The following is a 17,772-nucleotide window of genomic DNA, read 5'->3' as shown; positions in this document are numbered from 1 at the left end:
TGGTGGCCCTGGGCAGCGCCGATTGCTCAGGCCCTGCTTAACACTCCACGCTTTCAGCTCTGCGGAGCTGAACATGACCTGTGATTTTCTCGCCCTGGCGCAGCCAGGTGTGCAGCAGTTGTCCCCCTACGTGCCCGGCAAACCCGTCGATGAGTTGGCCCGCGAGCTTGGCCTCGATCCGCTGGCCATCGTCAAGCTGGCAAGCAATGAAAACCCGCTGGGTCCCAGCCCACTGGCGGTCGAGGCGATAAAAGCCGAGCTCGACGAACTGACTCGCTATCCCGACGGCAATGGCTTCGTGCTCAAGCAGCGCCTGGCCGAGCGCTATGGCGTCGCGATAGATCAGGTAACGCTCGGCAACGGTTCGAACGATATCCTCGAGTTGGTCGCCCGCGCCTTCCTGGCGCCCGGTCTCAATGCGGTTTTCAGTGAGCATGCCTTTGCCGTCTATCCCATCGCCACTCAGGCGGTCGGCGCCCAGGCCAAGGCCGTCCCCGCCAAGCAATGGGGGCACGATCTCGAGGCCATGCGCTTGGCAATCGACGAGAACACCCGTGTGGTGTTCATCGCCAACCCGAACAACCCAACCGGCACCTGGTTCGGTGCAGAGGCGTTGGCGGGTTTTCTTGCCGCAGTCCCCGAGCGGGTCTTGGTCGTGCTGGACGAGGCGTATATCGAGTATGCGGAGGGGGGTGAGCTCCCGGACGGGCTCGCCTTCCTGGCGCAGCATCCCAACCTGCTGGTTTCGCGGACGTTCTCGAAGGCCTATGGCCTGGCCGCGCTTCGCGTCGGTTATGCGATCTGCGCTCCAGCCATCGCCGACGTGCTTAATCGTGTTCGCCAGCCCTTCAATGTCAACAGCCTTGCATTGGTCGCGGCCTGTGCCGCGCTGAATGACACCGAGTACCTGGCTCGGTCTCGCGCCTGCAACGAAGCGGGCATGCGGCAACTGGAGGCAGGCTTCAGCCAGCTGGGTCTGCAATGGATCCCGTCACGCGGCAATTTCATCGCCGTGGATTTGGGCTTCGAGGCGGCACCGGTCAACCAGGCGCTGCTGCGTGAAGGCGTTATTGTGCGGCCGGTTGCCGGTTACGGCATGCCGACGTTCCTGCGCGTGTCCATTGGCACCGAGGCCGAGAACGCTCGATTCCTTAGCGTTCTTGCGCAGGTGCTGGCGCGGTGACTCGCGCGGACGATGAATTACATGCTCCGCTGATCGATCGCCTGGCGGTGATCGGCTTGGGCTTGATCGGGGCGTCGTTTGCCAAAGGGCTGCGCGAGCGCGGGATGTGCGGTGAGGTGGTCGGTTTCGATCTGGACGTCGAGTCCCGTAGGCAAGCCGTTGAGCTCGGTGTGGTGGACCGTTGTGCCGATGATCTGGCCAATGCCTGCCGAGGCGCAGACGTCATTCAGCTTGCCGTTCCGATACTAGCGATGGAGCGGGTGCTGGAGCAGTTGGCGTCGCTTGACCTGGGCGAGGCGGTACTGACCGACGTCGGCAGCGCCAAGGGCAACGTGGTCCGATGCGCTCGGGAGTGTTTCGGGAAGATGCCGGCGCGCTTCGTGCCCGGGCATCCGATTGCAGGTTCGGAACGCAGCGGCGTGACGGCTGCCCAAAGCACGCTGTTCCGACGCCACAAGGTAATCCTGACGCCGGTCGCCGAGACCGATCCGGTTGCCTTGGCACTGGTCGACAAGCTTTGGCGGGCCTTGGGGGCTGATGTCGAACACATGGACGTCGCGCATCATGACGAAGTCCTTGCAGCGACCAGCCATCTTCCGCACCTCTTGGCGTTCGGGCTGGTCGATTCGCTGGCCAAACGTAACGAGAACCTGGAAATCTTTCGCTACGCTGCTGGTGGTTTTCGCGACTTTACCCGTATCGCGGGCAGTGATCCGGTGATGTGGCATGACATCTTCCTCGCCAACCGCGAGGCGGTGCTGCACACGCTGGACGATTTTCGTGCCGACCTTGAGGCATTACGTACGGCGGTTGATGAAGGAGACGGGCACACCTTGCTCGGCGTGTTCACGCGCGCCAGGGCTGCCCGGGAACATTTCAGCAAAATTCTGGCTCGCAGAGCCTATGTGGACGTTATGCATTCCAAAGACCTGATTTTTCTTGCCAATCCCGGTGGCAGCCTGAGCGGCCAGCTGCGCGTACCCGGGGACAAGTCCATTTCCCATCGTTCGATCATGCTCGGCTCATTGGCCGACGGCGTGACCGAGGTCGAGGGCTTTCTCGAAGGCGAAGACGCCCTGGCGACGATCCAGGCCTTCCGTGACATGGGCGTCGTGATCGAGGGCCCAAGCCAGGGTCGCGTCACGGTCCACGGCGTCGGCCTGCATGGCCTGAAGGCCGCCCCGGGCCCCATCTATCTCGGCAATTCCGGTACTTCGATGCGCTTGTTGTCCGGACTGCTGGCAGCGCAGCCGTTCGACAGCACGCTGACCGGTGACGCTTCGCTGAGCAAGCGCCCTATGAATCGGGTAGCCAAACCGCTGCGTGAGATGGGGGCAGTGATCGAGACCGGCCCCGAAGGCCGCCCGCCGTTGACGATCCGTGGGGGCCAACGGTTGTCGGGCATGCATTACGACATGCCCATGGCTAGCGCCCAGGTTAAGTCATGCCTGTTGCTTGCTGGGCTCTACGCCGCTGAGAAGGTATCGGTCACCGAGCCGGCACCGACCCGCGACCATACCGAGCGCATGCTTCAGGGCTTTGGTTATCCAGTCCAGGTCGACGGCAGCACCGTGACGGTTGAGTCGGGTCATACACTGCGTTCGGCGCGCATAGAAGTTCCGGCGGACATTTCCTCCGCCGCGTTCTTCATGGTTGCGGCCAGCATCGCACCGGGCTCCGATATCACGCTCGAACATGTTGGAGTCAACCCGACACGTACCGGCGTCATCTCCATTCTCAAACTGATGGGCGCCGATATCGAATTGAGCAACCCGCGGGAGGTTGGCGGTGAACCGGTTGCCGACGTCCGCGTGCGTGCCGCCCAGCTGAAGGGCATCGACATTCCCGAGGATCTGGTTCCCCTGGCCATCGATGAGTTTCCCGTGCTTTTCGTTGCCGCCGCCTGTGCCGAAGGGCGCACCACCTTGCGCGGCGCCGAGGAGCTGCGGGTCAAGGAGTCTGACCGTATCCAGGTGATGGCCGATGGTCTGCAAACGCTCGGCGTGAATGCCGTACCAACACCGGATGGGATTATCATCGAGGGCGGCAAGATCGGCGGCGGCGAGGTTTGGGCTCATGGCGACCATCGTATCGCCATGTCCTTCAGCGTCGCCTCGCTGCGCGCGAGCGCGGCCATCCGTATCCACGACTGCGCGAACGTGGCCACGTCGTTCCCGAATTTCCTCGCGCTAGCCGAGCGGGCCGGCATGCGAGTGGCTGTGGAGGGTAATTCATGATCAGGTCTGTCCCGGTTGTCACCATCGACGGTCCGAGCGGTTCCGGCAAAGGTACTGTGGCGGCGCTGCTGGCGGCGAGGCTGGGATGGAATTTCCTGGACTCCGGTGCGCTATACCGTCTGCTGGCGTTCGCCGCACGTAATCACGGTGTCGACCTGACCAATGAGGAAGCGCTAAAGGTGCTAGCGGCCCACCTCGACGTGCAGTTCGGCGCAGCGAAGGATGGCCGCGGCATGGAAATTGTGCTTGAGGGCGAAGAGGTCACCAGCGCGATCCGTAACGAGCAGGTCGGTGCTGGGGCCTCGCAGGTGGCGGCGCTCCCGGTGGTGCGTGAAGCCCTGCTGCAGCGGCAGAAGGCGTTCCGCGAGCCCCCGGGGTTGGTCGCCGACGGGCGCGACATGGGTACGGTCGTGTTCCCGGATGCACCGCTGAAAATTTTTCTGACCGCCAGTGCTGAAGAGCGGGCGCGCCGCCGTTACCTGCAGTTGAAGGGCAAGGGTGATGATGTTAATCTCGCGAGTCTTCTCGATGAGATACGGGTGCGTGACGAGCGTGATACCCAGCGTGAGGTGGCACCGCTGAGGCCGGCTGATGATGCGGTTCACGTGGATTCCACCGATCTTTCCATCGAGCAGGTGCTGGAAAGCATCATGGGCGAGGCCGTCAAACGCGACCTTGCTTGAGGAATGACCGCCGAGAGGCGGCCTGATGGCATTGCCAACGATGCCATTGACAAGGAGGCATGCGGGATACCAGATCCAGGCCCGCACGCCTTTTTTTATATGAATGAACCCATGTCTATCTGGGATATGGAGATTGGGCGGCTTCTCGCCCGAAAACAGCAGGAATAAACATGAGCGAAAGCTTTGCAGAACTTTTTGAAGAAAGCCTGAAGTCCCTCGACATGCAGCCGGGCGCCATCATCACCGGCATCGTGGTCGACATCGATGGTGACTGGGTCACCGTCCATGCTGGCCTCAAGTCCGAGGGCGTCATCCCGGTCGAGCAGTTCTACAACGAGCAGGGCGAGCTGACCATCAGCGTGGGTGACGAAGTTCACGTTGCGCTGGACGCGGTTGAAGATGGCTTCGGTGAAACCAAGCTGTCCCGCGAAAAAGCCAAGCGTGCCGAGTGCTGGATTGTTCTGGAAGCGGCTTTCGCAGCTGAGGAAGTGGTCAAGGGCGTTATCAACGGTAAGGTTAAAGGCGGCTTCACTGTCGACGTTAACGGCATCCGTGCGTTCCTGCCAGGCTCCCTGGTTGATGTCCGTCCAGTGCGTGATACCACTCACCTGGAAGGCAAAGAGCTCGAGTTCAAGGTCATCAAGCTGGACCAGAAGCGCAACAACGTCGTCGTTTCTCGTCGCAGCGTCCTGGAAGCCGAGAACAGCGCTGAGCGCGAAGCGCTGCTGGAATCGCTGCAGGAAGGCCAGCAGGTCAAAGGTATCGTCAAGAACCTCACCGATTACGGCGCCTTCGTCGACCTGGGCGGCGTGGACGGCCTGCTGCACATCACCGACATGGCCTGGAAGCGCATCAAGCATCCGTCGGAGATCGTCAACGTTGGTGACGAGATTGACGTTAAGGTGCTGAAGTTCGATCGCGAGCGTAATCGCGTATCGCTGGGTCTGAAGCAGCTGGGCGAAGACCCATGGGTTGCTATCAAGGCTCGTTACCCGGAAAACACCCGTGTCATGGCCCGTGTTACCAACCTCACCGACTACGGCTGCTTCGCCGAGCTGGAAGAGGGTGTAGAAGGCCTGGTACACGTTTCCGAAATGGACTGGACCAACAAGAACATCCACCCGTCGAAGGTCGTACAGGTCGGCGACGAAGTGGAAGTCATGGTTCTGGACATCGACGAAGAGCGTCGTCGTATCTCCTTGGGCATCAAGCAGTGCAAGTCCAACCCGTGGGAAGACTTCTCTGGTCAGTTCAACAAGGGCGACCGCATCTCCGGCACCATCAAGTCGATCACCGATTTCGGTATCTTCATTGGTCTGGACGGCGGCATCGATGGCCTCGTTCACCTGTCCGACATCTCCTGGAACGAAGCTGGCGAAGAAGCCGTGCGTCGTTTCAAGAAGGGCGACGAGCTGGATACCGTCATCCTGTCGGTCGATCCGGAGCGTGAGCGCATCTCCCTGGGTATCAAGCAGCTGGAAGACGATCCGTTCTCCAACTACGCCGCCGTTAACGACAAGGGCAGCATTGTTCGTGGCACCGTGAAAGAAGTTGACGCCAAGGGCGCCATCATCGATCTGGGCAACGACATCGAGGCTACTCTGAAGGCGTCGGAAATCAGCCGTGATCGCGTCGAAGACGCGCGTAACGTTCTGAAGGAAGGCGAAGAAGTCGAAGCCAAGATCATCAGCATCGACCGCAAGAGCCGCGTCATCAATCTCTCGATCAAGTCCAAGGACGTTGAGGATGAGAAAGACGCGATGAAGGAACTGCGTACCAAGCAGGACGTAGAGCCGTCGGCCGGTCCGACCACCATCGGTGATCTGATCCGCGCACAAATGGAAAACCAGAACTAAGTTCTGGCGATCCATCTAAAAAAGGGCGACTTCGGTCGCCCTTTTTTGTGTCTGTGTGCCGCCTAATTAAGGCTTGCGCCTTTGCCTTATTCATACAATGAGGCTCATCGCACACGCTGCGCGACGCAGTTTGCGTGCTTATTAGCCGACCCCGTCACGACCCTCTCCTCACTTGTTCACCGAGAGGCTTCCTAGGGTCCGCTCGGCTTCAAGCGTAACCCGTCGGTCCGTACGTCCTAATTGCGGGTCGTACCAGCTGCCAGCGCCTGGTTGACTGCCATCCATCCTGCCACCGCTTCTTCGCCGCTTTGCTCGAAAGCACGTTGAAGCAGGCGAACCTGTTCCCGGCGCAACGCCTGTTCGAGCTTTGCACCTTCGGCCGTGAAACGCAGCATGCGCCTGCGCTTGTCGTCTTCCGCGGTTCGGCTTTCAACGAGATGCATCTCGATCAGCTGCCTTAAGGGCGTATTCAGCGCCTGCTTACTGACACCCAGATGGCCAAGCAGCTCGGTTACGCTCAGGTCGGGGTAAGCGGCGATGAAAAAAAGGATGCGGTGATGCACGCGGGACAGGCCTCGGCGGGCGAGCATTTCGTCAGGCTTCACTGTGAACGCCTGGTAGCCATGAAAGAAGGCTTCCATGATCTGCCGTTGCACAGTGCTTTTTTTTAGGTCAGGCATGTTGACGTATTAACCGGGGGCGGCGTAATTTTGGTCAAGAAGTTTGACTCATTTTCCATGCCTCTGCATCTGGTGCACCAATGGCCTTCTCCGAACGCGTCGACCGTCTTAAAAGCTCGCTGATCCGTGAAATTCTGGCCGCTGCGCAGCGGCCAGATGTCATGTCCTTCGCCGGCGGCTTGCCAGCCGAGGCGATGCTGCCGAAAGTGGATTGGGCACCGATGCCGGCCAGTGTGGGGCAATACGGAATGAGTGAAGGCGAGCCGGCATTACGCGAGGCTATCGCGGCTCAGGCGCGTGAGCTTGGCATCGATTGCTCTGCCAGCCAGGTACTCATCGTCAGCGGCTCGCAGCAAACGCTGGATCTCGCGTCCAAGCTGTTCATCGACAGAGGTACGGAGGTTTTGCTCGAAGCGCCTACCTATCTCGCCGCACTGCAGGCCTTTCAGTTGTTTGGCGCCAGCTGCCTTTCCGTGCCGCAAGAGGCCGATGGGCCTTCGCTCGTTGCGCTGCGCGAACGGCTCGAGCGGCATAAGCCTGCGTTCGCCTATCTGATCCCGACATTCCAAAACCCGTCGGCGGTGAGATACAGCGAGCATAAGCGCGATGCCGTTGCCGCCTTGCTGGACGAGTTCGGTGTCACCCTGATCGAAGATGAGCCTTACCGGGAGTTGGTGTTCGACGAAGGCTCCGCACGGCCGATTGTCAGTCGTCTCGCCCGGGCCAGCTGGATTTACACCGGCACGGTATCGAAAACGCTGTTGCCTGGGTTGCGGGTCGGCTATTTGATCGCGACGCCGGACCTTTTTCCTTACTTGCTGCGTCTCAAGCAATCGGCTGATCTGCATACCAACCGAATCGGCCAGTGGCTGGTGTTGCAATGGCTGGGCAGCGAGCAGTACCGCACCCATCTAGACACGCTTCGTGCCTTCTATCGGCAGGGGCGAGATGCCATGCAGGCCGCGCTGGAGGCGAATTTTGCCGATCTCGCCGACTGGCAGGTGCCGGAGGGCGGGTTGTTCTTCTGGCTTCGCCTGAAAAGACCAATCGACACTCGCGCGTTGCTTGATCAGGCACTGGCTCAAGGTGTCGTGTTCATGCCGGGCGAGCCGTTTTTTAGCGAGCCCGACCAAAACCCGGGCTACTTGCGGTTGAATTTCAGCCACGTAGCGCCGGAGCGGTTAGGTGAAGGGGTGCGGCGCCTGGCTGCAGTCATCCGCCAAGCGGGAGTGGACGAGGCGGCCTGACAAGCCCCCGGGAGGATCTTATGGGTTACAAAGTTTACGGCGATCATCGGTCTGGCAACTGCTACAAGGTCAAGTTGATGCTTCACCTGCTCGGGCGGCCCTATGAATGGGTACCGGTCGATATCCTCAGGGGCGAGAGCCGTGACGAAGCGTTTCTGAAGAAGAACCCGAACGGTAAGATTCCCGTGCTGGAGCTTGAGGACGGCTCCTGCCTGTGGGAATCGAACGCGATCCTGCACTTCCTTGCCGAGGGAACCGAGTTCATTCCCGACGACGCGCGGTTGCGTACCCAGGTGCTGCAATGGCAGTTCTTCGAACAGTACAGCCATGAGCCGTACATCGCCGTGGCTCGCTTCATCAAACTGTACCTGGGCATGCCCGATGACCGTCTCGACGACTATGCCGCCCGGCAGCTGGATGGTTACCACGCCCTTGACGTAATGGAGCAGCAGCTTGCCAGGACGCCCTATCTGGTAGGTGATCGATATTCAGTGGCGGATGTGGCCTTGTACGCCTATACGCATGTTGCAGATGAGGGCGGATTCAACTTGGCCGGTTACCCGGCCATCCGCGCCTGGTTGCGGCGGGTGGCGAGTCATCCGCGCCATGTAGGCATGTACGACGCCTAGCGCAATCGCTAGGCGGGAAGGGCGACGACCGTCGCCCTGTGGCTTATTTGACTAGACCGAGAAATTCACTGCGGGTAGCTGCGTTTTCGCGGAACTGTCCGAGCATGACCGAAGTCACCATCGAGGAGTTCTGCTTCTCGACGCCGCGCATCATCATGCACATGTGCTGGGCCTCGATGACCACCGCCACGCCCCACGCGCCGGTAACCTGCTGAATCGCCTCCGCGATCTGGCGCGTCAGGTTCTCTTGAATCTGCAGCCGGCGGGCGTACATGTCGACGATGCGGGCGACCTTGGAGAGTCCCAGAACCTTGCCATTAGGCAGGTAAGCCACGTGCGCCTTGCCGATGAAGGGCAGCATGTGATGCTCGCACAGCGAGTAAAGCTCGATGTTCTTCACCAGCACCATTTCGCTGTTGTCAGAACTGAACAGCGCGCCGTTGGTGACTTCCTCTAGCGTCTGCTGGTAGCCCTTGCACAGGTACTGCATGGCTTTGGCAGCGCGCTTGGGCGTGTCGAGCAGACCTTCGCGGGAGACGTCCTCACCGAGTTGACCAAGGATCGCTGTGTAGTGTGTTTCCAGGGACATTGAATTACCTGTAGGCAATAACGCGAGTGCGAAGGTTAGGGGCTAGGCGTTCGGGCTGCAAGCGGCGTCGGCGCTAACCACCTGCACGGGTTGCGTTACTCGTCGCGCCCTTCGAGCATGGTGCGCTTAAGCAGAATATAGACGGCGCCGGTTCCTCCGTGCCGCGGCTGGCAGGAGGTAAAGCCGAGCACCTGTGAATGCTGCCGCAGCCACGTGTTGACATGGCTTTTGATCATGGGCCTACGACCATCGAGGCGCGCTGCCTTGCCGTGGGTCACGCGGACGCAGCGGATCTCGAACTTGCACGCCTCGGCCAGGAAATCCCAAAGCAGTTCACGTGCTTTCTCGACGCTCAGGCCGTGCAGGTCGAGGCTGCCCTCGAATGGGATTTGCCCGGCCTTGAGCTTGCGAATCTGACTGTCCTGGACACCGTCGCGCGACCAATACAGTTCGTCTTCGGCCCCTACGTCGATCACGAATTGGTCGGATAACCCATCGATTCGCGGCTCGCCATCAAGGACCACGGCATTAGCCCGGCGCGTCGCGACCTGAGCCTTGTTGCTCCGGGGCTTTCCGGTGTCGGCCCGGTCGTGTTGCATGGGTTTGACCCCACGGACTGCCGAGCGGAAGAGAGAAAAGTCGTCGTCGTGCATGAGGCCTCCGCGTAGGCGGGCGATTCTAGCGCAAGGTGCCAGGTCGCGCATGGCTCGCCGGCCCGGAAGGCACGCCGCGATCAGTTGCGCTTGCGCAGTAGCCGTGGGGAAAGGTTGAGATCGTTGGGTTTGAGGGCCCGGCGGCGAATGCGACGGCGGATTGCCACCCCAGCCCAGGCCAGCACCAGTCCGGTGGCGATGAAAGTGATCGCTGTGCTGCGTTCCGGTGCGATGTTGGTTAGCGCTTCGTGCACCTGCAAGAACGAGGTAGCGCCGCCCAGCAGCAGGAGGAGCCCGAGCAGGATCAGCAGCATGCCGAAGAAGGCACCGATGCGTGATCCCCAGCTCCGGTGCGGTCGGGGACGAAGGCGGCGGGCATCGAAGCCGTCGGTTCGTTTCATTCGGTTACCTCGTCGGGTTAGGGGCTGTGACCGGGAGCGTCCCGGTCAGGTTCCTTCGCCAACAGGTAACGCCGTGCCGCAAGAGGCGTCAAGCCAGGGCAGCAGCATCCGCCACGCAGACGGCGAAGTTATCCGCCAGTATGGTCATTTCCATGCGGTGGACCTGCTCGGCATCGATGGCACCATCGCCCATCGGCAGATCGCGCGTCGCGCATGCCTTGTCAACCAGCGTGCAGCGGTAACCGTAGTCCTTTGCTGCGCGGACCGTGGTGCTCACACTGGAGTGGGTCATGAAGCCGCAGACGATCAGGTCCAACCGGCCGTGTTGCTGCAGCAGTTCGTGAAGGCGGGTGCCAGCGAAGGCGTTGGGCAACGTCTTGCCGATTACTTCTTCACCGGACAGCGGTGCTGCTTCCGGCATGATCTGTCCGCGCAGGCCTTGCGGATCGAACAAGCCGCCTGGAATACCCAGGTGGTGAACGTGAACGACGGGGGTGCCAGCCTCTCGAGCCACCGCCAGCAGGCGCGTAATTTCGTCGAGTGCCGGCTGCAGCTTCGGCAGCGCCATCGCACCCGAGCGGTATTCTTCCTGAACGTCGATGACCAGAAGGGTCGCGTTAGCCAGAGTCGCCGGTGCATAACTGCGGCCACTGAGCTGAAGCAGGGTCTGTGGCTTCGACATGACTGACTCCTTGTTGTGAGAGGGGCCTGATTGTGGCGCCAGATGACCGAGATGTGAACTGCCCAAACCGACGATTAACACGTCGATAGGCTGTAAATTGGCCAAATGTCGGAGGCCGGCATCGTCTGCACGAAGAACTCCCTATCGCCTTCGGCTAAACTTCCGCGCTTTTAAAGGAGACCCGCCAGTGACCGCTTCGCCTTCCCGTTTGCGCACGTTACGTGACCATATCCGCTGGGCTGTCAGCCGGTTCCAGGCCGAACAGCTGTTCTTCGGTCACGGCACGGACAACGCCTGGGACGAGGCCCGTCAATTGGTGCTGGGTGCGTTGCATCTCCCGTGGGAAATGGCGGACGCCTACCTGGATTGCCGCTTGGAGGACGACGAGCGCGAGCATCTAAAGGGCTTGCTTCGCCGCCGGATCGAAGAGCGCGTACCGGCGGCGTACCTGCTCGGTCAGGCATGGTTTTGTGGGCTTCCTTTCATCGTCGATGAGCGGGTGCTGGTGCCGCGCTCGCCGATCGGCGAGCTCATTGACCGACGGTTCGAGCCCTGGCTGGCGCATACACCGTCACGCATCCTGGACCTTTGCACCGGCTCCGGTTGCATCGGTATTGCCTGCGCCTATGAGTTTCTCGAGGCAGAGGTGGTGCTGGCCGATCTTTCGTTCGATGCGTTGGAAGTGGCCAACCGGAACATTGAGTTCCACGGGCTGGAGGACCGCGTCTACACCGTGCAAGGGGACGGGTTCGGCGGGTTGCCTAAGCAGCGCTTCGACCTGATCGTGTCCAACCCGCCCTATGTGGATGCGGAGGACTTCGCCGACATGCCCAGCGAATACCATCACGAGCCCGCGATGGGGTTGGCCTGCGGCGACGATGGGCTGGACTTGGTGCGGCGCATGCTGTCCGAAGCGGCGGATCACCTGACCGAGCAGGGCGCGCTGATCGTCGAGGTTGGCAATAGCCAGGTGCATGTCGAGGCACTGTATCCGGAAGTGGATTTCACCTGGCTGGAGTTTTCCAAAGGCGGCCATGGCGTGTTCATGCTGGCGGCGAGCCAGTGCCGTGAGCATCAGGCGCTGTTTCGCGAGCGCGCCGCTGGCTAAACCGACGCGGCGAGTCGGTTAGCGTGTCGCGATCCAGATCAGCAGGCCGGCCTGGAACAGGGCGAAGACGACCAAGCAGGCGATGCTGAAACGCAGCGTACCGTCTTCGCGCCGTAGCCGGCTCATGCGCTCCTGCATGTCGCGGATGCGGTTTTCCTGCTCGAACAGATGCTGGTCGGCCTGCTCGAGCATGGCAGCCGCCTCGGTCAGGTCGATGATTTGCACCTTATCGGCGTTCCAGTCGGGGCGCAGGGTGCTGACGCGCGGCACGCTGTAACTCGCCTTCTGCTCGGAATCGGTGTAGGTGACCTCGATGCCTTGGCTTTTCAGGCAATGGTCACGACGCAGGCGCATGTCGTCACGTGGCACGTCCTTGACAGGCAGTGCTCCACCCTCCACCAAGTAGTGAGCCCAGCGGCGCTGCGCCCACTGTGCGCCCTGAGCCAGTAAAAAGCGCCCCAGCCCTCGGTTGGCCGGTTCGATATGCAGGCCTGTATCGGGACCGAAACGCAATTCCTTGGCGCTGTGGTCGGCCCAGACTTCCACCACGTTGTATTTTCTCGACAGCATTTGCCCCGGCAGCCGGACGAACAGCTTCAGCACGCTCTGCCTTGGGGTATGGCGTTCGACCTGGCCGAGCTCGACGAACCGCAAGGGCCGGGCGCCAGTATCGCGATCGGTTGGCAGGGGCGCCAGGCGCAGCAGGCGAAAGCGGTCAGGCCCGAGCTCCGTCCAAGGATGGGGTGGTTGTGGGGTGGCGGTATCAACGGCCTCTGTGGGTGTCTGGTTGTCTGTCATGATCGGCGTCCATGGGGCCTGCGTGACTGGCATGGGCAGGCACGGAAGCTATCGGCCGCCCGGCGCCTAACTGGAGGATGGCAAAATGCCTTGCGCTTGAAGGAAGCTGACGATGCGTGTCGTCAGGCCACGCGCGAGCGGCCGCTCTGGCTCGTTGTAGGTGCCGGTCTGTTCGTCCCGCCCTTGCGGAGCGATTCGTAGCACATGATTCATGCCGCTGATCATTGCTAGCGTCGCGTCTGGCTTGGCGCTCTTCAGGGCCTGGGCATCACGGGCATTGACCTGGATGTCATGTGTGCCCTGGACGATCAAAGCGGGTGCCCGCACCGCTGCGAACGCTTGCGCCGGATCGCGGCGAAACAGCGAGATGAGGTACGGCTGCACGCTGGGACGAAACAGCACCTGCAATGGCTGGGGTACGTCCGGCTGCGCGCGCCCGGCTTCCAGTTCATCGATCAGAAATTGAGCATTCGCCAAGAGCGGTGGCGGCAAGCGACCTTGCAGTTGCTGGCGAAGGAGCTCGCCAATGGGGCGGCCGCTTCCGGCAATGCTCACCACTGCGGCCGGATCGACCGCGGGCGCTACGAGGCTCGCGATCAGTGCGCCTTCGCTGTGACCGATCAGGATCAGCGACGAAAAGCGCGCATCGCCTTTCAGGTGGCGCGCCCAGGCTTGGGCATCTTCGACATAGTGGTCGAGGGTCAGTTGGCTTTCCTCCAGTGCCAGCGCCTGGCTCTGGCCTACGCCGCGCTTGTCGTAGCGCAGGCTGGCGATTCCGCGGGGGGCGAGCGCCTGCGCCAGGCGTTTCAGGCTGTCGTTGTGCATGCCCGGTTGGTTGCCGTTGCGATCCGTCGGCCCCGACCCAGCGATCAACAGCGCCACTGGCACCGGCTGGTCATGCCGGGGCAGCAGTAAACTGCCATGCAACTGACCCTCCGGGAGGTCGAGTGTCATGGGTTGGTTGAGCAACGTCAGCGGTTCGGCGTGGCCCACGGTGGGCAGAATCGCCAGCAGGGCGACAAGAATCAGGCGCATAAATGAGGTCAGGCTGGAGGAGCGGATTGGACGTCATTGTGCCCGCCAGGTTCGCGGACTGGTATCGAGCGGTGCGCGAAGCGGCGAAACGGCTGGTGGCTCGGGTATACTTCCGCCCCCTGTTTTGGTCGATCGCGGAGCGCCCTGCATGTCCGGCAACACATTCGGCAAGCTGTTCACCGTCACCACCGCTGGTGAAAGCCATGGCCCGGCGCTGGTCGCCATCGTCGACGGCTGCCCGCCCGGCCTGGAACTGTCGGTTGCGGATCTGCAGCGCGACCTGGATCGCCGCAAACCTGGCACCAGCCGGCACACCACCCAGCGGCAGGAGCCCGACGAGGTCGAAATCCTCTCGGGCGTGTTCGAGGGGCGCACGACCGGTTGCTCGATCGGCCTGCTGATTCGCAACACGGATCAGAAGTCCAAAGACTATTCGGCCATCAAAGACCTGTTTCGGCCGGCCCATGCTGACTACACCTACCACCACAAATATGGCGTGCGCGACTACCGCGGCGGCGGCCGCAGCTCGGCGCGGGAGACTGCCATGCGCGTCGCGGCGGGGGCCATTGCAAAGAAATACCTGGCGACGCTGGGCATCCAGGTGCGCGGCTACATGAGCCAGCTGGGGCCGATCGAAATCGGTTTCGAGAGTTGGGACGGGGTCGAGCAAAACGCCTTCTTCTGTCCCGATCCGGCCAAGGTGCCGGAGCTGGAGGCCTACATGGATCAGCTGCGCCGCGACCAGGATTCGGTCGGCGCGAAGATCACCGTCGTGGCAGAAGGCGTTCCGCCGGGCCTGGGCGAGCCAATCTTCGATCGACTGGATGCGGATTTGGCGCACGCGCTGATGAGCATCAATGCGGTCAAGGGCATTGAGATTGGCGCAGGGTTCGCCAGCGTTGCCCAGCGCGGCACGGAGCATCGCGACGAGCTCACGCCGGGCGGCTTTCTTTCGAACAATGCTGGCGGTGTGCTCGGCGGCATTTCGTCTGGCCAGCCGATCGTTGCTCACCTGGCGCTCAAGCCGACCTCGAGCATTACCACGCCAGGCCGCTCGATCGATGTCGATGGCAACCCGGTCGAGGTCATCACCAAAGGTCGGCATGATCCCTGCGTCGGCATCCGCGCCACGCCGATTGCCGAAGCCATGATGGCGATAGTGCTGCTCGACCACCTGCTGCGTCACCGCGGCCAGAACGCCGACGTCCTGGTCGGCACGCCGGTCCTGGGGCAACTCTGAGCCAGAACCTGGAGGCGCGCGCCGGCAGCGTGCGCCGTGCCGTTCGGGGTTTCGAGCATCCAGCGTATGGCTAGCGTTCCTTATTGGCGCCTGTCCGGCTTTTACCTGTTCTATTTCGCCGTGTTGGGCGCCGTTGCGCCATTTTTCGGTCTGTATTTCGATCACCTGGGCTTTTCTGCCGAGCGCATCGGTGAGCTGGTGGCGATCCCCATGCTGATGCGTTGCCTGGCGCCTAATCTCTGGGGGTGGCTGGGTGATGTCACTGGTCGGCGCCTGGCGATCGTGCGTATCGGCGCGCTCTGTACGCTGGTGTCGTTCAGCCTGATCCTGCTCGACAAACGCTACGAATGGCTTGCGCTGGTGATGGCGCTGCACGCGTTCTTCTGGCATGCCGTGCTGCCGCAATTCGAGGTCATTACCCTGGCCCATCTGCGTCATGAGGCGGCTCGCTACAGTCAGGTGCGGGTGTGGGGCAGCGTTGGCTTCATTCTGGCCGTGGTCGGGCTAGGGGCGTTGTTCGAACGCTTCGGCCTGGATATGTATCCGGCCGCGCTGATAGTGATCATGTTCGGCATCCTGATCAGTAGCGCCTGGGTCCCTAATGCGATACCGGAGGAGCGGCCGGAGACGGTCGGGCAGGGCGGGTTCCTCCAACAACTATGCAGGCCTGGCGTACTGGCGTTCTTCGCCTGCGTTGCGCTGATGCAAGTCAGCCATGGACCGTACTACACCTTCCTCAGCCTGCACCTGGAAGCGCTTGGCTATGGGCGTGGGCTGATCGGTTTGCTCTGGGCGCTGGGAGTCGTGGCCGAGGTCTTGCTGTTTATGGTGATGTCCAGGTTGCTGGCGCGGTTCTCGCTGCGCCAGGTCTTGCTCGCCAGCTTTCTCATCGCGGCCGTGCGCTGGCTGCTGCTCGGCACTCTAGCTGACCATCTCGTGGTGCTGATCCTTGCCCAGCTGATGCATGCCGCCACCTTTGGCAGTTTCCACGCGGCCGCCGTTCACTTTGTCCAGCATAGCTTCGGCCATCGCCAGCAAGGCCAGGGGCAGGCGTTGTATGCCAGCCTGGCCGGCATCGGCGGCGCGCTCGGTGCGTTGTATTCGGGGTACAGCTGGGCCAGTCTTGGGCCGGCTTGGACCTTCGCCATCGCCAGCCTGGCCGCCGCGGCCGCCGCCGTGATCATTGCCATCCCAACGCAGGGGAGCCGGGTATGACAGGCGCCCGCAAATGTCTCTTCCAGGCCATTATCGAGGCGGGGCGTTTTTTTGGTCGTGGTTGTTCATCAACCCACGTCAGGGAGCGGCTGGCAGCGGTTGCAACCTTGGCTGGAGGCACACCCGGATTGCGTTGGATACCTGATTCGACGGCACGGCCTCTGTACCTGGGGTGCGCAAATGAGCAATGCGCTTGGGGAGGGCGAGCCGTTCGAGTTTCTCTCGAACCCGAACTCAGGATGCGGACGTCGAAGCGACCCTAAGCCTAACCACGCGCGGCCCCTCGCGCGTTTCGATGAATCATGAGCTAGCCCGGGCGAAACCGGGCGGGAGACCAACCGGATGACTGTACTCAGCGTCTACCAGGACACAATGCCCGAGCAGCCACTCAAGGTGCTCACCCATATCGAGGACATTGCCGCCACGCTGGCCGAGGTTGGTGTCGGCCTGGAGCGTTGGGAAGCCCGCCAGCCCATCGGTGCGGGCGCGAGCCCCGACGAGGTGATCACCGCCCATCGCCCGCAGATCGATCGCCTGAAGGCCGAGCGCGGTTACGTCACGGTCGAAGTTACCAGCCTCGACAGCAGCCATCCGCAAAAGGCCGAGCTGCGCGCCAAGTTTCTCGAGGAGCATTGCCACGCCGCGGATGAGGTGCGCTTCTTCGTCGCTGGGCGCGGTCTGTTCACGCTGCACATCGAGGACAAGGTCTACGTCGTGCTGTGCGAGAAGAACGATCTGATTTCGGTACCGGCTGGCACCCGGCGCTGGTTCGACATGGGCGAACATCCGCGCTTCGTCGCCATTCGCCTGTTCAACGACCCGGAGGGCTGCATCGCACACTTCACCGGCGAAGACATTGCCGGCCGCTTCCCGCGCCTGGAGGACTGACGCAGGCCAAGCGCTGCGCCAGTGGCATGCCGAGGGGCTTGGGCTCTACGTCTGCTCCTCAGGTTCCGCGCAGGCGCAAAAGCTGAACTTCGGTTGCGCCGACGCTGACGACCTAACACCGCTGTTCTCCGGCGACCGGCTCCGGGCACAAGCGTGAGCCCACGTTCTACGTGCGCATCGCCGAGTCGATCGGGCTGCCGGCGGCGCAAATTCTGTTTCTTTCCGCCGTGGTCCAGGAGCTGGACGCCGCGCGGGAGGCGGCCAATGCACACTTGTGGTTTGGCGCGCGAAAGCGGCGAGCTCCAGGGAGACAGGGCCGTAGACAGTTGCAATGCCATCGATCCGGCCAGGTGCGGAGCCAATAGCCCGGACTGAACCCTCCCACCGGCTTGGCATCCTAATCTTGAACCCATTCAGATTTGGAGTTTCGCCATGACCGATGCCTTCGGCGGTATCTTCGGACTGCTAATCCTGGCTCTAGACATCTGGGCCATTGTCAGCGTCCTGCGCAGCGACAGCACCACCGGGAAGAAAGCGCTCTGGGTGCTGCTTATCGTCATCCTGCCGGTACTCGGCCTGATCATCTGGGGAATCATGGGCCCGCGCGGCAACCGTCCCGACGCGCGTAGCGAAATCCGACGCTAGATG

18 protein-coding genes and 2 pseudogenes are annotated in these 17,772 nt (G+C 62.0%); 13 read left to right on the top strand and 7 right to left on the bottom strand.

Annotation, left to right across the window (positions count from 1 at the left end; all coding sequences use genetic code 11):
• Positions 1–73: 73 nt before the first annotated feature.
• From hisC to rpsA, 4 genes are all read left to right on the top strand, one after another.
• A complete protein-coding gene (hisC, locus tag KXR72_RS02965) occupies positions 74–1,183 on the top strand; it encodes a histidinol-phosphate transaminase (protein ID WP_437419632.1) in 1,110 nt (369 codons plus the stop codon).
• Positions 1,180–3,420 (top strand): bifunctional prephenate dehydrogenase/3-phosphoshikimate 1-carboxyvinyltransferase, encoded by a 2,241-nt coding sequence (locus KXR72_RS02960; protein ID WP_437419631.1) that lies wholly within the window; start codon positions 1,180–1,182, stop codon positions 3,418–3,420. Before hisC ends, KXR72_RS02960 begins: the two co-directional genes overlap by 4 nt.
• Positions 3,417–4,103, top strand: coding sequence for a (d)CMP kinase (cmk, locus tag KXR72_RS02955; RefSeq protein ID WP_437419630.1), 687 nt, complete (start codon positions 3,417–3,419; stop codon positions 4,101–4,103). The genes KXR72_RS02960 and cmk overlap by 4 nt, the downstream gene beginning before the upstream one ends.
• A 170-nt stretch (positions 4,104–4,273) precedes the next feature.
• Positions 4,274–5,959 carry a 30S ribosomal protein S1 gene (rpsA, locus tag KXR72_RS02950; RefSeq protein ID WP_437419629.1) on the top strand — a complete coding sequence of 562 codons (1,686 nt, stop codon included), beginning with the start codon at positions 4,274–4,276 and terminating at the stop codon, positions 5,957–5,959.
• A 236-nt stretch (positions 5,960–6,195) separates the two neighbouring features.
• Here the strand turns inward: rpsA and KXR72_RS02945 are convergent, their stop codons facing one another.
• Positions 6,196–6,639: a MarR family winged helix-turn-helix transcriptional regulator gene (locus tag KXR72_RS02945; RefSeq protein ID WP_437419628.1), complete on the bottom strand. Its 444-nt coding sequence runs from the start codon at positions 6,637–6,639 to the stop codon at positions 6,196–6,198.
• Positions 6,640–6,719: 80 nt separating this feature from the next.
• On the opposite strand from KXR72_RS02945, the gene KXR72_RS02940 reads away from it, so the two are divergent.
• Together KXR72_RS02940 and KXR72_RS02935 are read left to right on the top strand one after the other, a co-directional pair.
• The gene (locus KXR72_RS02940; protein ID WP_437419627.1) at positions 6,720–7,886 is read left to right on the top strand and encodes a PLP-dependent aminotransferase family protein; all 1,167 of its coding nucleotides are present in this window, start codon (positions 6,720–6,722) and stop codon (positions 7,884–7,886) included.
• A gap of 20 nt (positions 7,887–7,906) precedes the next feature.
• A complete protein-coding gene (locus KXR72_RS02935) occupies positions 7,907–8,515 on the top strand; it encodes a glutathione S-transferase family protein (RefSeq protein WP_437419626.1) in 609 nt (202 codons plus the stop codon).
• A gap of 43 nt (positions 8,516–8,558) precedes the next feature.
• Here the strand turns inward: KXR72_RS02935 and folE are convergent, their stop codons facing one another.
• The 4 genes from folE to KXR72_RS02915 all read right to left on the bottom strand — a co-directional run bounded on the left by folE (position 8,559) and on the right by KXR72_RS02915 (position 10,840).
• Complete coding sequence (folE, locus tag KXR72_RS02930) at positions 8,559–9,104, bottom strand: GTP cyclohydrolase I FolE (protein ID WP_437419625.1); 546 nt, start codon at positions 9,102–9,104, stop codon at positions 8,559–8,561.
• Between the two features lie 95 nt (positions 9,105–9,199).
• Positions 9,200–9,757: a Smr/MutS family protein gene (locus tag KXR72_RS02925; protein ID WP_437419624.1), complete on the bottom strand. Its 558-nt coding sequence runs from the start codon at positions 9,755–9,757 to the stop codon at positions 9,200–9,202.
• Positions 9,758–9,837: 80 nt separating this feature from the next.
• A complete protein-coding gene (locus tag KXR72_RS02920; protein WP_437419623.1) occupies positions 9,838–10,158 on the bottom strand; it encodes a hypothetical protein in 321 nt (106 codons plus the stop codon).
• Between the two features lie 88 nt (positions 10,159–10,246).
• On the bottom strand, positions 10,247–10,840 hold the full coding sequence (locus tag KXR72_RS02915) for a cysteine hydrolase family protein (RefSeq protein ID WP_437419622.1): 594 nt from the start codon (positions 10,838–10,840) through the stop codon (positions 10,247–10,249).
• 187 nt (positions 10,841–11,027) lie between these two features.
• On the opposite strand from KXR72_RS02915, the gene prmB reads away from it, so the two are divergent.
• A complete protein-coding gene (prmB, locus tag KXR72_RS02910; protein WP_437419621.1) occupies positions 11,028–11,948 on the top strand; it encodes a 50S ribosomal protein L3 N(5)-glutamine methyltransferase in 921 nt (306 codons plus the stop codon).
• Between the two features lie 18 nt (positions 11,949–11,966).
• Here prmB and KXR72_RS02905 read toward each other — a convergent pair whose 3' ends face one another.
• Positions 11,967–12,746 (bottom strand): hypothetical protein, encoded by a 780-nt coding sequence (locus tag KXR72_RS02905; RefSeq protein WP_437419620.1) that lies wholly within the window; start codon positions 12,744–12,746, stop codon positions 11,967–11,969.
• 66 nt (positions 12,747–12,812) lie between these two features.
• The gene (locus KXR72_RS02900; protein WP_437419619.1) at positions 12,813–13,781 is read right to left on the bottom strand and encodes an alpha/beta hydrolase; all 969 of its coding nucleotides are present in this window, start codon (positions 13,779–13,781) and stop codon (positions 12,813–12,815) included.
• A gap of 148 nt (positions 13,782–13,929) precedes the next feature.
• On the opposite strand from KXR72_RS02900, the gene aroC reads away from it, so the two are divergent.
• The 6 genes and pseudogenes from aroC (at position 13,930) to KXR72_RS02870 (ending at position 17,769) form a co-directional block, all read left to right on the top strand.
• Positions 13,930–15,021, top strand: a complete 1,092-nt coding sequence (aroC, locus tag KXR72_RS02895) for a chorismate synthase (RefSeq protein ID WP_437419618.1) — start codon at positions 13,930–13,932, stop codon at positions 15,019–15,021.
• A gap of 66 nt (positions 15,022–15,087) precedes the next feature.
• Complete coding sequence (locus KXR72_RS02890) at positions 15,088–16,236, top strand: MFS transporter (protein ID WP_437419617.1); 1,149 nt, start codon at positions 15,088–15,090, stop codon at positions 16,234–16,236.
• A gap of 96 nt (positions 16,237–16,332) precedes the next feature.
• Positions 16,333–16,499: pseudogene (locus tag KXR72_RS02885) on the top strand (methylthioribulose 1-phosphate dehydratase); the annotation flags it as partial.
• 79 nt (positions 16,500–16,578) lie between these two features.
• Entirely contained in the window at positions 16,579–17,124 is a 546-nt protein-coding gene (locus KXR72_RS02880) for a 1,2-dihydroxy-3-keto-5-methylthiopentene dioxygenase (protein ID WP_437419616.1), read from the top strand.
• Positions 17,123–17,499, top strand: a pseudogene (locus KXR72_RS02875) (acireductone synthase); the annotation flags it as partial. The gene KXR72_RS02880 and the pseudogene KXR72_RS02875, both read left to right, overlap by 2 nt.
• Positions 17,500–17,556: 57 nt before the next feature.
• Positions 17,557–17,769, top strand: a complete 213-nt coding sequence (locus KXR72_RS02870; RefSeq protein ID WP_437419615.1) for a PLD nuclease N-terminal domain-containing protein — start codon at positions 17,557–17,559, stop codon at positions 17,767–17,769.
• Positions 17,770–17,772 lie beyond the last annotated feature (3 nt).

Origin of the sequence: Stutzerimonas chloritidismutans (genome assembly GCF_051486945.1) — a bacterium.
Taxonomy (GTDB): Bacteria; Pseudomonadota; Gammaproteobacteria; order Pseudomonadales; family Pseudomonadaceae; genus Stutzerimonas; species Stutzerimonas chloritidismutans_B.
The sequence above is the reverse complement of the archived record's forward strand: the minus strand, read 5'-3'. Positions and strand labels throughout refer to the sequence as shown.

Coding starts and splice junctions, on each gene's coding strand:
- KXR72_RS02915 (WP_437419622.1), bottom strand. CDS start 10,840: ATGTCGAAGCCACAGACCCTGCTTCAGCTCAGTGGCCGCAGTTATGCA.
- KXR72_RS02940 (WP_437419627.1), top strand. CDS start 6,720: ATGGCCTTCTCCGAACGCGTCGACCGTCTTAAAAGCTCGCTGATCCGT.
- KXR72_RS02890 (WP_437419617.1), top strand. CDS start 15,088: ATGGCTAGCGTTCCTTATTGGCGCCTGTCCGGCTTTTACCTGTTCTAT.
- KXR72_RS02945 (WP_437419628.1), bottom strand. CDS start 6,639: ATGCCTGACCTAAAAAAAAGCACTGTGCAACGGCAGATCATGGAAGCC.
- rpsA (WP_437419629.1), top strand. CDS start 4,274: ATGAGCGAAAGCTTTGCAGAACTTTTTGAAGAAAGCCTGAAGTCCCTC.
- KXR72_RS02880 (WP_437419616.1), top strand. CDS start 16,579: ATGACTGTACTCAGCGTCTACCAGGACACAATGCCCGAGCAGCCACTC.
- KXR72_RS02870 (WP_437419615.1), top strand. CDS start 17,557: ATGACCGATGCCTTCGGCGGTATCTTCGGACTGCTAATCCTGGCTCTA.
- KXR72_RS02905 (WP_437419620.1), bottom strand. CDS start 12,746: ATGACAGACAACCAGACACCCACAGAGGCCGTTGATACCGCCACCCCA.
- aroC (WP_437419618.1), top strand. CDS start 13,930: ATGTCCGGCAACACATTCGGCAAGCTGTTCACCGTCACCACCGCTGGT.
- KXR72_RS02900 (WP_437419619.1), bottom strand. CDS start 13,781: ATGCGCCTGATTCTTGTCGCCCTGCTGGCGATTCTGCCCACCGTGGGC.
- folE (WP_437419625.1), bottom strand. CDS start 9,104: ATGTCCCTGGAAACACACTACACAGCGATCCTTGGTCAACTCGGTGAG.
- KXR72_RS02920 (WP_437419623.1), bottom strand. CDS start 10,158: ATGAAACGAACCGACGGCTTCGATGCCCGCCGCCTTCGTCCCCGACCG.
- hisC (WP_437419632.1), top strand. CDS start 74: ATGACCTGTGATTTTCTCGCCCTGGCGCAGCCAGGTGTGCAGCAGTTG.
- KXR72_RS02925 (WP_437419624.1), bottom strand. CDS start 9,757: ATGCACGACGACGACTTTTCTCTCTTCCGCTCGGCAGTCCGTGGGGTC.
- KXR72_RS02935 (WP_437419626.1), top strand. CDS start 7,907: ATGGGTTACAAAGTTTACGGCGATCATCGGTCTGGCAACTGCTACAAG.
- cmk (WP_437419630.1), top strand. CDS start 3,417: ATGATCAGGTCTGTCCCGGTTGTCACCATCGACGGTCCGAGCGGTTCC.